Annotated in this window: 14 protein-coding genes; 10 read left to right on the forward strand and 4 right to left on the reverse strand. The window is 50.2% G+C overall.

The window, feature by feature from the left end; all coding sequences use genetic code 11:
* Nucleotides 1-2 precede the first annotated feature (2 nt).
* Nucleotides 3-1,445, forward strand: coding sequence for a MocR-like pyridoxine biosynthesis transcription factor PdxR (gene pdxR, locus ACI3EW_RS06875; RefSeq protein WP_215702826.1), 1,443 nt, complete (start codon nucleotides 3-5; stop codon nucleotides 1,443-1,445).
* Between the two features lie 72 nt (nucleotides 1,446-1,517).
* Here pdxR and ACI3EW_RS06880 read toward each other — a convergent pair whose 3' ends face one another.
* Nucleotides 1,518-2,285 (reverse strand): IclR family transcriptional regulator, encoded by a 768-nt coding sequence (locus ACI3EW_RS06880; protein WP_329752026.1) that lies wholly within the window; start codon nucleotides 2,283-2,285, stop codon nucleotides 1,518-1,520.
* On the reverse strand, nucleotides 2,282-2,689 hold the full coding sequence (locus tag ACI3EW_RS06885) for a hypothetical protein (RefSeq protein ID WP_405581947.1): 408 nt from the start codon (nucleotides 2,687-2,689) through the stop codon (nucleotides 2,282-2,284). Before ACI3EW_RS06885 ends, ACI3EW_RS06880 begins: the two co-directional genes overlap by 4 nt.
* Before the next feature lie 478 nt (nucleotides 2,690-3,167).
* Between ACI3EW_RS06885 and ACI3EW_RS06890 the strand changes: the two genes are divergently transcribed.
* Together ACI3EW_RS06890 and groL are read left to right on the forward strand one after the other, a co-directional pair.
* Nucleotides 3,168-3,452 (forward strand): co-chaperone GroES, encoded by a 285-nt coding sequence (locus ACI3EW_RS06890; RefSeq protein ID WP_015554836.1) that lies wholly within the window; start codon nucleotides 3,168-3,170, stop codon nucleotides 3,450-3,452.
* 30 nt (nucleotides 3,453-3,482) lie between these two features.
* Nucleotides 3,483-5,108 (forward strand): chaperonin GroEL, encoded by a 1,626-nt coding sequence (gene groL, locus ACI3EW_RS06895; protein ID WP_118296864.1) that lies wholly within the window; start codon nucleotides 3,483-3,485, stop codon nucleotides 5,106-5,108.
* A gap of 84 nt (nucleotides 5,109-5,192) precedes the next feature.
* Here the strand turns inward: groL and ACI3EW_RS06900 are convergent, their stop codons facing one another.
* Nucleotides 5,193-5,645, reverse strand: a complete 453-nt coding sequence (locus ACI3EW_RS06900; protein ID WP_405581950.1) for a CYTH domain-containing protein — start codon at nucleotides 5,643-5,645, stop codon at nucleotides 5,193-5,195.
* A 265-nt stretch (nucleotides 5,646-5,910) separates the two neighbouring features.
* Between ACI3EW_RS06900 and ACI3EW_RS06905 the strand changes: the two genes are divergently transcribed.
* The 7 genes from ACI3EW_RS06905 (at nucleotide 5,911) to yihA (ending at nucleotide 15,341) form a co-directional block, all read left to right on the forward strand.
* Nucleotides 5,911-7,251: a DUF975 family protein gene (locus ACI3EW_RS06905; RefSeq protein WP_405581953.1), complete on the forward strand. Its 1,341-nt coding sequence runs from the start codon at nucleotides 5,911-5,913 to the stop codon at nucleotides 7,249-7,251.
* 232 nt (nucleotides 7,252-7,483) lie between these two features.
* Entirely contained in the window at nucleotides 7,484-8,032 is a 549-nt protein-coding gene (locus ACI3EW_RS06910; RefSeq protein WP_215702824.1) for a DJ-1 family glyoxalase III, read from the forward strand.
* Nucleotides 8,033-8,586: 554 nt separating this feature from the next.
* Nucleotides 8,587-9,876 carry a trigger factor gene (gene tig, locus ACI3EW_RS06915; protein ID WP_118531752.1) on the forward strand — a complete coding sequence of 430 codons (1,290 nt, stop codon included), beginning with the start codon at nucleotides 8,587-8,589 and terminating at the stop codon, nucleotides 9,874-9,876.
* 241 nt (nucleotides 9,877-10,117) lie between these two features.
* Nucleotides 10,118-10,699 carry an ATP-dependent Clp endopeptidase proteolytic subunit ClpP gene (gene clpP, locus ACI3EW_RS06920; protein WP_118296855.1) on the forward strand — a complete coding sequence of 194 codons (582 nt, stop codon included), beginning with the start codon at nucleotides 10,118-10,120 and terminating at the stop codon, nucleotides 10,697-10,699.
* 33 nt (nucleotides 10,700-10,732) lie between these two features.
* The gene (clpX, locus tag ACI3EW_RS06925; RefSeq protein WP_118296853.1) at nucleotides 10,733-12,034 is read left to right on the forward strand and encodes an ATP-dependent Clp protease ATP-binding subunit ClpX; all 1,302 of its coding nucleotides are present in this window, start codon (nucleotides 10,733-10,735) and stop codon (nucleotides 12,032-12,034) included.
* Between the two features lie 261 nt (nucleotides 12,035-12,295).
* On the forward strand, nucleotides 12,296-14,608 hold the full coding sequence (lon, locus tag ACI3EW_RS06930) for an endopeptidase La (RefSeq protein WP_118531747.1): 2,313 nt from the start codon (nucleotides 12,296-12,298) through the stop codon (nucleotides 14,606-14,608).
* Nucleotides 14,609-14,648: 40 nt separating this feature from the next.
* Nucleotides 14,649-15,341 carry a ribosome biogenesis GTP-binding protein YihA/YsxC gene (gene yihA / locus ACI3EW_RS06935; RefSeq protein ID WP_118296849.1) on the forward strand — a complete coding sequence of 231 codons (693 nt, stop codon included), beginning with the start codon at nucleotides 14,649-14,651 and terminating at the stop codon, nucleotides 15,339-15,341.
* A 65-nt stretch (nucleotides 15,342-15,406) separates the two neighbouring features.
* Here yihA and ACI3EW_RS06940 read toward each other — a convergent pair whose 3' ends face one another.
* Nucleotides 15,407-15,928: a DUF4364 family protein gene (locus ACI3EW_RS06940; RefSeq protein ID WP_118296847.1), complete on the reverse strand. Its 522-nt coding sequence runs from the start codon at nucleotides 15,926-15,928 to the stop codon at nucleotides 15,407-15,409.
* Nucleotides 15,929-16,041 lie beyond the last annotated feature (113 nt).

Genomic DNA, 16,041 nt, shown 5'->3' on the forward strand with positions numbered 1-16,041 from the left:
TTATGGAATTGATCGTACCGTTAAATGTACAGGGGGACAGGCCTCTGTATGAACAGATCTATCAATATATCAAAGATGAGATCCGAAAAGGCAATATAAGACCGGAAAAGCAGCTCCCTTCATCCAGGGATCTTGCGAAGAGCCTTAAGGTCAGCAGGAGTACGACGCAGCTTGCGTATGAGCAGCTGGTGTCGGAAGGTTATCTTGAGGCAGTTCCGCGAAAGGGTTATTTTGCGGCGTCACTGGACGGAATTTTTCCTCCGGTGGCGCGGTCTGCCGTTGCCAGAACGGATCAGAAAAGAGAGCTGTCCTCCGGCATGGAACAGGAAAATGCCGGGGAGCAGCTCTTTTCGGAAAAAATGGAAGTGGATTTTTCCCCGCGCGGGATCGACCTGGAGGGCTTTCCCTATGCGACCTGGAGAAAGATCAGCCGTGCTGTCCTGAAGGAGGAGGACCGGGATCTTTTTTTGAAGGGGGATCCGCAGGGAGACCTGATCCTCAGGGAGGCGATCCGGGAATATCTCCATGCGGCGCGCGGCGTGAACTGCGATGCATCCCAGATCATCATCGGAGCGGGAAACGAATATCTTCTGATGCTGCTCTCCCAGCTGCTCGGAAAAGATGCAGTGATCGCAATGGAAGATCCCACTTACCGACAGGCGTACCGGGTATTATCCGGCGTGGGGCATAAAGTCCTGCCGGTGGGGATCGATAAGAATGGATTCTGTGTAAAGGAGCTTGAGGATCAGACTGCGCAGGCCGCGTATGTGATGCCGTCCCATCAGTTCCCGACAGGGATCGTGATGCCGGTAAAGCGGAGGCAGGAGCTTTTATCCTGGGCGGGGGAGCTTCCCGGAAGGTATCTGATCGAGGATGACTATGACAGTGAATTCCGGTATAAGGGAAAACCGATCCCGGCGCTCCAGGGGATGGATCAGACGGGTTCGGTCGTGTATATGGGAACCTTTTCGAAGGCTATCGCCCCTGCGATCCGTGTGGGATACATGGTGCTTCCGGAAAGTCTGCTTTCCGTATACCGCAAAAAGGGAAGATTTTATTCCTCGACGGTATCCAGAGTCGATCAGAGGATCCTGGCGAATTTTATTTCCGGGGGATATTTCGAGCGCCATCTGAACAGGATGCGCGAGATCTACAAGGGAAAGCATGATGTACTCCTTGGTGCATTAAAACCATTGGAAAAACGGTTCGAGATCAAGGGGGAATACGCGGGACTTCATGTTCTTCTGACCGACAGAAAGGGTGAAGCGGAACAGGCGCTTTTAGCGAAGGCAGAAGAAAAAAAGGTCCGCGTCTACGGTCTGTCCGGATTTTGTATGGAAGAAAGGCGGGCAAAGGAATCCCACACGATCGTTCTTGGGTATGCAGGACTTACAGAAGAGGAGATCCGGAAGGGCGTGGAACTTTTGCGCGAAGCGCTGGAGTGAAAAAAGGATAGAGGAAAAGATACAAAAAGGGATATACATTTGAAAATGTATATCCCGAAGATTCAAAAGTGACTATTGAAATACATCGTGCTTCTCGTATCCGAGGTCGGAGGAGAGGGCGGATGCATAAAACTGGACAAGATCTCTCTGGGTCTCAAGAAGTTCCGGAGAGCCGATCCGGATCTCCGGGGCAATAATGCCGATGGAACCTGCAAGCTCGCCCTCAGAGTTGAAGACCGGGGCACCGATCCCGACAGCATCGTTGACATATTCTCCGCGGGTAATGGCGTAGCCGTCCTGGCGGATCTTTTTTAACTCTTCGCGCAGATCATCCGGGCGGACATGCGGGAACGCCTGGTCGTGGATGATGATGGTTCGGAAATATTCGTCGATGAAGGTCGGACTCTGCCATGCAAGGAGGACCTTTCGGATCGCTCCGCAGTGCATATACATCTCGTAGCCGAATTCCTCGACGACCTTTAAGTGGCTCGGACCATCGACTTTCTCGATCACAAGGCCCTTATTGCCGACCGGGATCACGAGATAAGCGTCCTCCTTTGTCTGCTTTGCGAGCTGCGTCAGGATACTGTGGGCAGCATCCTGAAGACGGATCCCTCTGGCGGCAGCCTTTCCTAAAGGAATAAGTGCCGGACCGAGCCGGTAGGTGTGGGATCTGTCATCGCGGATCACATACTTTTTCTCACAGAATGTCTGAAGGATCCGGTGTACCGTACTTGGGGGAAGCTCCATCGCTTCCGCCAGTTCCGCGATCGAGAAATTGCGGTTTTTTTCTTTCAAAACTTCTAATAGCTCCATGGAGCGGAGAAGACTTTGTATCATTCAGTTTTTCCTTCCTCCGTATCGTCCTCAACTACAACGGAGGATGTTTTTTCATTTGCTGCAGATCCCTCTGCCGCAGAGCTGCTGTCTGCTGCTGTTTCGCAGGTTCCCTCTGCTGCTGAACATTCTGCTGTATCGGGATCTTCTTTTTTTTCTGCTGCAGGATCATCGGCGGTCTCTGCGTCTTTTCCGGAGTTGATCGTAATATAAGTTCTTTCCGGAGCACTTTCCGCTTTCTCTTCATTTTCATCAGAAGGGGAATCTTCTTCCTCGTATTCGTGAAAATCCTGATCGAGCTCATCATTGAAGGATTTTAATTTCAGATAGTAGGAGATACCGGCCGCAACTGCGCCGCCGAGCATCGCGCCAAATGCGATAAGAAGGCCTGATTTCTTTTTTGACATGGTTCATTCTCCTTTCCGCTGCATCCAGAGGATCGAAGATCCTGCCTGCAGCCGCCAGTCTGCTATTTATAATCATAATCGAATTCATGGGAAAAAGAAAGAGATAATTATGAAAAAAGTTAAAAAAATGTATAAAACCAATGAAAAGTTTTTACAGTATACGGACATTCCATGCCCGCCTACTGTAACAGGAAGATTCCCGGAAGGCTTGTCTGTATGAAGATTCTCCGCGTAAATTGATATATATTGAACGATTGACGGAGGAAAATGCAGAAAATTCATAGGTCACAAATTTTTCATAAAATAATTAGCACTCATGACTTGACAGTGCTAACAACATGTGCTATAACATGATTTGTGACGAGGGGTCAGGGAAAAGACCTTAGTCAGACTGAATAAGATAAAAGAAAAAAAGAATTGTGACTGAAAATTACAGAGCGGTCACAAGAGCTTGTAAAATGACAAGGAGGAGTCAGTAATGAAATTAGTACCATTATTTGACAGAGTTGTTTTAAAACAGTTAGTTGCAGAAGAGACCACAAAATCCGGTATCGTTCTTCCGGGTCAGGCAAAGGAAAAACCGCAGCAGGCAGAAGTGATCGCTGTTGGTCCTGGCGGAGTTGTTGACGGAAAAGAGATCAAGATGCAGGTAAAACCGGGCGATAAGGTCATCTACTCCAAATACTCCGGAACAGAAGTAAAAGTTGAGGAAGAAGATTACATCATCGTAAAACAGAATGATATTCTTGCAGTGATCGAATAATCACTTATTATTGATTGGAGGAATCTTAACATGGCTAAGGAAATTAAATATGGCGTTGAGGCCAGAAAAGCTCTTGAAGCTGGTGTAAATAAACTTGCTGATACCGTTCGCGTAACGATCGGACCGAAAGGAAGAAACGTTGTTCTCGACAAATCCTTCGGTGCTCCGCTCATCACAAACGATGGTGTTACGATCGCAAAAGAGATCGAACTGGAAGACCCGTTTGAGAACATGGGCGCACAGCTGTTAAAAGAAGTTGCAACAAAGACAAACGATGTTGCCGGTGATGGTACAACAACCGCTACCGTTCTTGCACAGGCTATGGTAAATGAAGGTATGAAGAACCTGGCAGCAGGTGCAAACCCGATCGTATTAAGAAAAGGTATGAAGAAAGCTACCGACGAAGCTGTTAAGGCGATCGCAGAGATGAGTGAGCCGATCAGCAGCAAGGACCAGATCGCAAGAGTTGCAGCAATCTCTGCAGCAAGCGATGAGGTCGGCGAGATGGTTGCAGACGCAATGGAGAAAGTTACAAACGACGGCGTTATCACAATCGAAGAGTCCAAGACCATGAAAACAGAGCTTGACCTTGTAGAAGGTATGCAGTTCGACCGTGGATACATTTCCGCATATATGTGCACAGATATGGAGAAGATGGAGGCAACTCTTGATGACCCGTATATCTTGATCACAGATAAGAAGATCGCAAACATCAACGATATTCTTCCGTTACTCGAGCAGATCGTTAAGACAGGTGCAAAGCTTCTCATCATCGCTGAGGATATCGAAGGCGAGGCTCTTACAACTCTTATCGTCAACAAGTTAAGAGGTACATTCAGCGTAGTTGGCGTTAAGGCACCGGGCTACGGCGACAGAAGAAAAGAGATGTTAAAGGATATCGCGATCTTAACAGGCGGTACTGTGATCTCTGATGAACTCGGTCTTGACCTCAAGGATGCTACAATGGAGCAGCTTGGACGTGCAAAATCCGTTAAGGTTCAGAAAGAGAACACGATCATCGTTGACGGTCTCGGCGACAAGAAAGCCATCGCTGACAGAGTTGCCCAGATCAAAGGTCAGATCGAAGAGACAAAATCCGATTTCGACAGAGAGAAACTTCAGGAGAGACTTGCAAAACTCGCTGGCGGCGTAGCTGTTATCCGTGTAGGTGCTGCTACTGAGACAGAGATGAAAGAAGCAAAGCTTCGTATGGAAGATGCTCTTGCAGCTACAAAGGCAGCTGTTGAAGAAGGTATCATCGCAGGCGGCGGATCTGCTTATGTTCATGCAGCAGAGAAGGTTGCAGCTCTTGTAAACGGCATGGAAGGCGATGAGAAGACCGGCGGAAAGATCATCTTAAAGGCTCTCGAAGCTCCGTTATTCCACATCGTATCCAACGCAGGTCTTGAGGGTGCTGTGATCGTAAATAAAGTAAAAGAGCTTCCGGTTGGCCAGGGCTTCGATGCTTACAACGAAGAGTTTGTTGATATGATCAAAGCTGGTATCCTTGATCCGGCTAAGGTTACAAGAAGTGCATTACAGAACGCAACAAGTGTTGCTTCCACACTCCTTACAACAGAGTCCGTTGTTGCAAACATCAAAGAAGAGACTCCGGCAATGCCGGCAGGCGCAGGCGGAATGGGCGGAATGATGTAATTTCTTCCGGATCCGTGCAATCTGAATGAAAATAAATAAGACCATCGGCGGTTCTTTGGGCCGTCGGTGGTCTTTTTTTACAAGTTACGGCATTTTTGAAAGCTTGCTGTTCTGGTATTCTCCGGACCAGGTCACATCCCGGTCAAACCAGGGGAGCGGAGGAAAGGCTTTTGCGTCCTCCTCGGAGGAAAACTCAATCTCCGCGAGCATGAGTCCGGCGAATTTTCCTTCAAAGACATCGAATTCCACGGTGAGATCCTCGCGTCCCGGGACAGGGAGCAGGTAGCGTTTTTTCGTGAGGACGTTCCCGTCCGCTTTTGTGAGCAGGTGGGCGTAGGCCTCTTTTGTGAGCGGAAGATTATATTCTTCCCTTGCGAGAAATCCTTTGGATTTGTAGGTGAGGTAGTAGTTGTCATCTTCCTTCCGGATCCTCACCACAGGTTCGGTGCAGAGGTATGCCTGTTCGATCTCATGAAGAGGGAAGGACCCATAGTTTTCAGGAGGTGTCGTGACGAGAAATTTGCGTTCGATTTCCATGATAAATATCCTTTCTGGGATGCCGGCGGTTGCGGCAGAAGATTTGATCGCCAGTTCTTATGAAATTACCGGCAGTGATTGAAACAAACTGTAATAAATCATATCATATCGCAAGGAAAAAGTAAGGTCTTTTGTAAAAAAACATGTTACAATATTAGTAAACAAATGTAGATGAAAGTTCAGCGGTTCCAGTATGCGGAATCCGGGAGAACGTCCTGTTTTTGCATATCGGTCAACACCGTTCATGAAAAAAGGAGGAGTGCGTATGTGGACAAGGACAGAGTTAAAGAACCGTGCAAAAATGTGTCTGAGCAGATATTACTGGGCGGCATTTGCGGTGAGCCTGATCTTTGCGATCCTCAGCGGATTCGGCGGATCGAATGCAAACACGCAGAGAGTTACAAGCTACCTGGAGCAGAATGCGACGGGAAGCAGCCGGGATGACCAGAGCGGTCTTTTGATCGGTGAATTAGGAGGCGACGGCAGCCTCAGTGGAAGTACCCAGAGTGGTCTTGCCAGCGGGATCGAGCTTGTCCCTGGACTTGGCGACGCTTACGGACCGGGAGCCGGAAATGCCGGATCCATGGTTGCGAGCAACCTGTTTTACCGTCTTTTCGCGGGAGCGGTGGTCGTTATTGTGATCGTCTCTGTCGTGATCGGAATTTTTGTACAGCCATTGTTTGAAGTCGGACGGAACCGGTTCTATCTGGAAAGCCGTGTGACGGGGCAGTCGGCGGGTGTCGGAAAGATCTTCTGGGGATTTTCCAATGGATATTTAAAGATCGTGGGAACCCAGTTCCTTCGGGGACTGATCACAGAGAGTGTTGTGATCCTGGCCAGTCTGTTGGGATTTCTTGTGATCTTGTTTAATGGTGTTGAATGGATCGGTAGTGTATTTTGGGCAGTAATGATATGCGCTACGATAGGAGCTTTTGTTTCTGTTTATTTCCAGTACTGCTATCTGATGGTTCCATATATTCTTGCTGAAAACCCGGATATGAAGACGATGGAAGTTTTAAGACTCTCGAAAGAGATGATGGATGGACAGAAATGGAACGCCTTTGTACTCGGCCTTTCCTTCCTGGGATGGCAGCTTTTAGGAACCCTGCTCTGCGGTATCGGAACCTTCTTCGTCCAGCCGTATGTGGATGCAACCTTTGCGGAGCTTTACGCAGTGCTTCGCGGACCATATTCGGGACGCCTGAATGGATTCGGAGGGGAACCGTTTGTACAGAATAACGCGCGCTATGGCGGACAGTATGTGGAACCGGACAGTGTGAGAGATGTCGGTGGGAATGAAAACCCGGGCGGCGGATACGGTGCGTATGGAACTGGAAATATGAACGGCGGCTATGGACAGAATGGCGGAACCGGTTATTCGTACGGACAGGGACAGAACAGCGCCTCGGACAGCTGGAATGATATGCCGCAGGAGCCGTATCAGTATCATGGACCAGAGCAGACCGTGGATTCTTCCGCACAGCAGCAGGCGGATGCAGAGGATCGCGGAACAGAAGTAAAACGGTCGGAGGGCGGACCTGGACGCGGATATTATCTGAACGGGAAATTTTATCCGTATACGGATGATGAGAAAGACGGACAGTGATGTTGAAAAAATGTAACTATTCAGTATGTCTGCGCACTTGCTGCGCTGACCGTAATAAAGCACAGGTCTGGAGGCAAAAATCCCATCGGCGAAGCCGATCTGGAATGGATTTTTGCTCGTAACTGTGAGGGTACTGAACAGTTACGAAAAAATGAGATTTGCGGGGGATTTCTACTGCGTTATAAGGCAGGGATTTCCCCCGCACTGCGATCAGAAAGGTGCGTAAATGAAAATGGCAAGAGTATATGCGTTTGTGGCAGACGGAATGGAAGAGGTGGAGTGCCTCGCGGTGTGTGACTGCCTGAGAAGAGCGAAAGTGGATGTGAAACTGGTCTCCATCATGGGAAGAAAGATGGTGACGGGATCCCACGGTTTTAAGATTGAGGCAGACTGTCTGTTCGAGGAGATCGGGGATGACGCAGATGTGCTGTTCCTCCCGGGCGGACTTGTCGGAACGAATAACCTGAAGGCGCACAGAGGTCTGGCAGAGATGCTGAAGGCCCATGCTGCAGCAGGAAAGCGGCTTGCGGCGATCTGTGCGGCTCCGAGTGTTTTAGGGGAGCTCGGTCTTGTCGAAGGCCATCGTGCGACCTGCTATCCGGGGTTTGAGAATCAGATGAAGGGTGCGGACTGCCGCGGCGACGGTGTGGTAACGGATCGGCTGATCAGTACCGGACGCGGAATGGGATGGGCGATCGACCTTGGGTTGGAGCTGATCCGTATTCTGGTGAGTGAGAATGAGGCGGAGAAGATCAGGAAGGCGATCCAGTATGAGAGATAAATAGACTCGCTGAGGGTGTTGGCTGAGGTACGCGGTGAGTATCCGGGCAGGTGCACGCGGGGATGGTTCCGCTAAGCTTGCGTGTGCCTGCTAAAGGCGGAACACAGATGCCGCAAACTCGCTGCGCTCAGACAGTGCGGCATCTGTGTTCCAACGCAGTCACCCGCGAGCTAAGAGGAACCAGATCCCCGGATCAAGGTGCGCCTGCCTGGATACTCACCGCTGTGGGGCAGGCGCGTTATGTGAGCGTGGTGTGCCGGGAATGGTATGGACTGGCAGGCGTGGGGAGAGAATGCAGGTATTTGCAGCAAGAATATCCCGTATTTTCTGGATTTTTTGTAATTTAGGTCTGGTCTTTTTATGCGTCTTATGTTATAATTTCATGCGGCGCTATGTGCGCGTGACGGAGAAGTGATGCCTGCGGGCGGATTTTTCGCTGAGCGGCCATCATAATGCCGGAAAACGTGTAACGCCCAAAAAGCGGCAGTTACGAGATCATACGGGCGGGACCATCCGATCCCCGCTATCGATATATTTAAGGAGGAACTCATAAAATGAGCGTACAGGTTGAGAATTTAGAGAAGAATACGGCAAAACTTACAATCGAAGTGCCGGCAGAAAAGTTTGAGGAGGCTGTACAGCATTCCTATAATAAGAATAAGGGTAAATTCAATATCCCGGGCTTCAGAAAAGGAAAAGCTCCGTTCAACATGATCAAGAAGATGTATGGTGTTGGCGTATTCTACGAGGATGCCGTTGATGAAGTGATCGACGCAAGCTATCCGGATGCTGCAAAGGAGAGCGGACTTGAGATCGTTTCCCGTCCGGCTGTTTCCATCGAGCAGATCGAGGAAGGAAAGTCCTTCATCTACACAGCAAAGGTTGCTGTTAAGCCGGAAGTTACTCTTGGCCAGTACAAGGGCGTAGAGGTTCAGAAGACAAAATCTGACGTTACAGAGGAAGATATCGAGACAGAGATCAAGCGCGCAAGAGAGAAAAACTCCCGCCTGATCACAGTTGAGGACAGAGGCGTTGAGGATGGCGATCAGGTAACGATCGACTTCGACGGTTCCGTAGACGGAAAGAGATTCGAGGGTGGCAAGGCTGAGGACTATCCGCTTACGATCGGTTCCCATACATTCATCGACAACTTTGAGGAGCAGCTCATCGGCAAGAAGACCGGCGAAGAGTGCGAAGTAAACGTAACATTCCCGGCTGAGTACCATGTAGAAGAGTTAAAGAACAAACCGGCTGTATTCAAAGTAAAAGTAAAAGAGATCCAGAGAAAAGAGCTTCCGGAAGCAAACGATGAGTTCGCAAGCGAAGTATCTGATTTCGATACAATGGAAGAGTACAAGAAAGACCTTACAGAGAAATTACAGGCTGAGAAGATTGAAGCAGCTAAGACAGCAGACGAGGATAAGGTCGTTGCTAAGGTAATCGAGAACGCAACAATGGAGATCCCGGATCAGATGGTTGAGGAGCAGGTTAACGGTATGGTCAACGACTATGCGCGCAGACTTGAGAGCCAGGGTATCTCCTTCAAGCAGTATGTTGAGATCACAGGCATGACAGCTGAGAAGATCGGCGAGCAGATGAAGCCGCAGGCGATCAAGAGAATTCAGACAAGACTTGTTCTCGAGGCAGTTGTAAAGGCTGAAAACATCCAGGCTGACGATGCTGCAGTTGAGGAGCAGTTCGACAAGATGGCTGCAGACTTCAAGATGGATAAAGAACAGATCAAGGGTATGTTTGGTGAAGAGCAGATGGCACAGTTAAAAGAAGACCTTGCTGTACAGAAAGCGATCGACTTCCTTGTAGCTGAGGCAAAGTTCGTTGACTAATCAGGGCAACATACTTTAGACGGATCTGCACAGAAAACATGGTGGAAAGTGGTCTGATGACGGACCATGACCCGCATTCAGAGGGGGTTGCTGCGGAGAGCTTTTCGCGGCAATCCCCAGTCGGTTATACAGGGATAGTTCCGAAATGTGTGCAGACAGCCGGAATTTTGACGGTGAGCACAGGTTCCGGACAGATATTTCTGTGTGCCGCGATCATAAAAGAAAAGATGGAGGAAATAATATGAGCTTAGTACCTTATGTGCTTGAATCTACAAGCAGAGGAGAGCGTTCCTACGATATCTATTCCAGATTATTAAAAGACCGTATTATTTTCCTCGGTGAGGAAGTAAACGATGTGAGCGCGAGCCTTGTTGTGGCTCAGCTCCTGTTCCTGGAATCCGAGGATCCGAATAAGGACATCAACCTTTATATCAACAGCCCGGGCGGTTCCGTAACGGCCGGTATGGCGATCTATGATACGATGAACTATATTAAATGCGACGTATGCACGACCTGCATCGGTATGGCTGCAAGCATGGGAGCATTCCTTCTCTCCAGCGGTGCGAAGGGCAAACGTTTTGCGCTTCCGAACGCTGAGGTCATGATCCATCAGCCGTCCGGCGGGGCACAGGGTCAGGCAACGGAGATCAAGATCGTTGCGGAGCAGATCTTAAAGACAAAAGAAAAGCTCAACAAGATCCTGGCTGCAAACACAGGGCAGCCGCTCGACGTGATCGCCCGCGATACGGAGAGAGATAATTATATGACAGCGGAAGAGGCAGCCGCATACGGCCTGATCGACCGCGTGATCACAGGACACTAGGTCCGGTTATAAATTTAGAATTGAGGTGCGAACATGCCAGTAAGACCTGAGGAAAAGATCAGATGTTCCTTCTGCGGAAAGAATCAGGATCAGGTAAGAAAAATGATAGCCGGCTCCAACGGCGTCTATATCTGTGATGAGTGTATCGAACTCTGCAGTGAGATCCTTGAGGAAGAACTCGGAAACGAGGAGGAGGAAAGACCGGATTTCTCCGGAATCAACCTCTTAAAACCGAAGGAGATCAAAGAATTTCTGGACGACTATGTGATCGGACAGGATGAGGCGAAGAAAGTTCTTTCCGTGGCTGTTTACAATCATTATAAGAGAATCACATCGAAGAAGGAAAGTGATGTTGATCTTCAGAAGAGCAATATCCTGATGCTCGGTCCGACCGGATCCGGCAAGACTTATCTTGCGCAGACACTTGCGAAGCTTTTAGGTGTTCCGTTTGCGATCGCAGATGCAACGACGCTGACTGAGGCCGGTTATGTCGGCGAGGACGTGGAGAACATCCTCTTAAAATTGATCCAGGCAGCAGATAATGATGTGAGCCGTGCGGAGTACGGTATTATTTACATCGATGAGATCGATAAGATCACAAAAAAATCCGAGAATGTGTCCATTACCCGTGATGTTTCCGGCGAGGGCGTCCAGCAGGCGTTGTTAAAGATCCTGGAAGGTACTGTTGCAAGCGTTCCGCCTCAGGGCGGCAGAAAGCATCCGCAGCAGGAGCTGATCCAGATCGATACGACGAACATCCTGTTCATCTGCGGCGGTGCTTTCGATGGCCTTGAGAGAATTATCGAGTCCAGACTGGAGACAAGTTCCATCGGTTTCGGCGCGAAGATCGTGGATAAGAAAAATACGGATATCAGCAAGCTGTTAAAGCAGGCGATGCCGCAGGATCTTACGAAATTCGGTCTGATCCCGGAGTTTGTCGGAAGAGTCCCGGTGATGGTATCCTTAGATCTTCTGGATGAGGATGCCCTTGTGCGGATCCTCACGGAGCCGAAGAACGCGCTCGTAAAACAGTATCAGAAGTTATTTGAGCTGGATGACGTGAAGCTGGAGTTCACTCCGGAGGCTGTCCACGAGATCGCCCATATGGCGGTGGAGAGAAAGACGGGAGCAAGAGGACTCCGTGCGATCATGGAATCTGTCATGATGGATACGATGTACGAGGTTCCGTCCGATTCCAACGTGGGTATCTGTACCGTTACGAAGGATGCGGTGGACGGAAAGGAAAAGCCGGAAGTCGTATACCGCGATGTGACGGTGCCGAAAAAGGCGTTGTCCGGAAGATCCAGAAAAGATGGAAACGGGGAGATCGCGTAAGAGAACGGCTCTCCTTACAAAATGAACCTGCAGGACCCGTATCCCGCAGATAAGAGGGGCTGCTGCGCACAGAAATGTCACGGCAGCCTTTTTGACGCAATGTATCCGGAAACTGCCGGAGACGTTTTTTACAAATACGATCGATAGGACAGCCGCATTATCCGATGGGATGCGCTGACCTGTCTGAAACTGTCTCATAGAAAAAGGCGGAAATCACGACGATCGGAATGTCGTAAACGGATTTCCGCTCAGGAGAAATGAATGGAAGATAAGAAAATTACGATGCCGGCTGTGGCACTCCGGGGACTTACGATCCTCCCGGGAATGGTGCAGCATTTTGATATCAGCCGGGAAAAATCTGTCCGCGCGGTGGAGACAGCCATGATGGGAGACCAGAAGGTCTACCTTGTGACGCAGCGGAATCCACAGCAGGAGGTGCCGACGGCCGCAGATCTGTATCAGATGGGAACGGTATCCCAGATCAAACAGATCGTGAAAATGCCGAACGGGATCCTGCGCGTGATGGTGGAAGGATTAGAGAGAGCGGCTCTTCTCACACTGTTCGAAGACGGACAGTATCTGGAGGCGGAGATCGAGGACGCTCCGATGCAGGAGGAGCAGCTCTCGGATACCGTGAAGGAAGCGATGAGCCGGATCGTCAAGGAAAAACTTGAGGAGTTTGGAAACGCGAACCCGAAGGCGGTGAAGGACTTTATCGGAAGTCTCCTCGTGATCACAGACCTGGAGCCGCTCCTGACCCAGACAGCGAACGAATTCCCGTGGGATTTTGCTGTAAAGCAGGAGCTTCTGGAATGTGACTATGTAAGCCACCTCTACGACCGGATCGTGTATTATCTGATGCGTGAGATCGAGATCCTGATGATCAAGCGTGATTATCAGGGAAAAGTAAAGGAACATATCGATAAGAACCAGCGCGACTACATCCTGAGGGAAGAGCTGAAGGTCATCCGTGAGGAGCTGGGAGATGATGCCGGGGCGGAGGACGCTGACGGGTATCTGGAACAGCTTGAAAAGCTGAATGCGGATAAGGAGACAAAGGAGAAGATCAAAAAAGAGATCCAGCGTTTCAAAGGCATGCCGGGCGGAAGCCAGGAGGCAAATGTCCTGCGCACCTATATCGAGACGGTCCTCGAGATGCCGTGGAAGAAGACGTCCAGGGACAATCAGGACATCATCCATGCGAAGGAAGTGCTGGAGGAAGATCACTATGGTCTGGAGCAGGTAAAAGACCGCGTTCTGGAATTCCTTGCGGTCCGCGCCCTCACAAAGAAAGGCACAAGCCCGATCCTCTGCCTTGTGGGACCGCCGGGAACAGGTAAGACCTCCATTGCGAGATCCGTGGCCCGCGCGCTCGGAAAGAAGTATGTAAGGATCAGCCTCGGCGGCATTCACGATGAGGCGGAGATCCGCGGCCACAGAAAGACGTATGTCGGCGCGATGCCGGGCCGGATCGCCGATGCGATGCGCCAGGCAGGCGTGGCGAACCCGCTGATGCTCCTGGACGAGATCGATAAGGTCTCCGCGGACTACAGGGGAGATGTCTCGTCTGCGCTCCTTGAGGTCCTTGACGGAGAGCAGAATGGGAAATTCCGCGACCACTATCTGGAAATCCCGTTAGACCTTTCCGGAGTCCTCTTTATCGCGACGGCCAACGATGTGTCCACGATCCCGAGACCGCTCCTTGACCGTATGGAAGTGATTGAAGTGTCCAGTTACACGGAGAATGAGAAGTTCCATATCGCGAAGAAATATCTCGTTCCGAAGCAGTTAGAGAGAAACGGACTCACAGGGGAAATGCTCTCCTTCAGCGATAAAGCGCTGGAAAAGATCATCCACAACTACACGAGGGAAGCCGGAGTCAGGAACTTAGAGCGCCGGATCGGCGAGATCTGCCGGAAGGCGGCAAGAGAATTCCTTGAGAAAAAACGGAAATCCGTGCATATCACAGAGGGAAATCTTCAGAAGTATCTCGGAAAAGAAAAGATCACCTTCGAGAATGCCAACGAGGAGGATGAAGTCGGGATCGTGAGAGGTCTCGCATGGACCAGCGTTGGCGGGGATACTCTCCAGATCGAAGTGAATGTGATGCCGGGCGACGGAAAACTCCAGATGACAGGCCAGATGGGCGATGTTATGAAGGAATCCGCGCAGATCGCACTGACGTATGTAAGATCTGTGGCTGACCGGTACGGTGTGGAAAGCAAATATTTTAAGGAACATGATCTGCATCTTCATATTCCGGAAGGTGCGGTGCCGAAGGATGGCCCGTCCGCGGGCATCACGATGGCGACTGCGATGCTCTCCGCAGTGACCGGCAAAAAGGTCCTCGCCAGCGTTGCAATGACCGGCGAGATCACTCTGCGGGGGTGTGTACTGCCGATCGGAGGCTTAAAGGAAAAGACACTTGCGGCGAGAATGGCACATATGAAGAAGGTGCTCGTGCCGGACAAGAACCGGCCGGATATGGCGGAGATCTCGAAGGAGATCACGAAGGGCATGGAGATCGTGTTCGTGAAGACCATGGACGACGTGGTGCGCGAAGCGTTCGCGTGATACAGGAAAGCTGCACCAGCCAGATAGAAGGAGAATAGGAATGGTTATCAGAAATGTGGAACTTGAGACCGTCTGCGGTGTGACGAGCACACTGCCGGAGAATACGCTGCCGGAGTTCGCGTTCGCGGGAAAATCAAACGTGGGAAAATCTTCCCTGATCAACGCACTCATGAACCGGAAAGCGTTGGCGAGAACGTCCTCCCAGCCGGGAAAGACCCAGACGATCAACTTTTATAACATCAACGGAGATCTCTATTACGTGGATCTCCCCGGCTACGGTTACGCGAAAGTTCCGCAGTCTGAGAAGGTAAAATGGGGCAAGATGATCGAGAATTATCTCCATAAGTCCCAGATGTTAAAATGCGTCTTCCTTCTCGTGGACATCCGTCATGAGCCGTCTGCCAACGATAAGACTATGTACGACTGGATCGTTTACAACGGCTTCCGCCCGGTCATCATTGCGACGAAGCTTGACAAGATCAAGCGGAGCCAGATCCAGAAACAGGTAAAACTCATCCGGACCGGTCTCGGAATGGAGAAACAGGATATCCTGATCCCGTTCTCCGCTGAGACCAAGCAGGGAAGAGAGGATATCTGGACGCTCATCGACAAGATGGCTGCCGGAGAAGATCTTCTGACCGCCGAGGAGGAGATCCAGGCGGAGAAAGCCGCGGAATGGGCTGCGAAAAAGGCTGCGAAGGAAGCGGAAAACGCAAAGAAGGAACAGGAATAAGAGAATGTAAACAAAAAAGCGGCATTGCCACAGAACATGATCTGTGGAAATGCCGCTTTTGAATATCATCCCTTCATCAGCGTTTTCATCACATAGGAGTAGATCTCCTGGCTCCGCTCCTTCCAGTGGCTGGCCATCGTCTCAGCCTGGTCTTTGTCGGGGACGGAGAGATCGAAGCCGATGAGGATGGATTTTCCCTCCCGGACTTCGCAGTGAACGATGTAGTCCTGGTTTGTTGATTTATAGAAGTCGGAGATGACGCCAACCTCGTTGCGGAGGCGGAATTTGTTCTCTTTTAAGTAGCTGTCGATATCCTCGATGATCGCGGGGGAGATATTGTTTCCGAAGAAGGAGAGCGTGTCGTCACCCTCTTTTGTGATCTCGTAGCGGGAGGAATTGTGGGTGGATTCCATCCGGATCAGCCCCGCCTCTTTCAGCTCATTTAATGCCTGCTGGAGCGTAAAATACGTTGTATATTCATGATCCAGGAAAAAATCCGTGAGCTGGGAGTTTGTCAGCGGAAAGTTGACATGGTCCAGCATATATAAGATCATCAGTTTGTAGAGCGTGATCGGATCAGATAACATAGGGGTTGCTCCTTTATTTTAGAGTCTGTAAAAATCTTTGCGAATACATCTATTTTACAGGTTTCACTGAACGGATTCAAGTCCTTTTTCCGGCTTCCCATGAAAAAGGTCGA

Source organism: Pilosibacter rotomagensis (assembly GCF_045062245.2).
GTDB lineage: Bacteria > Bacillota > Clostridia > Lachnospirales > Lachnospiraceae > Pilosibacter.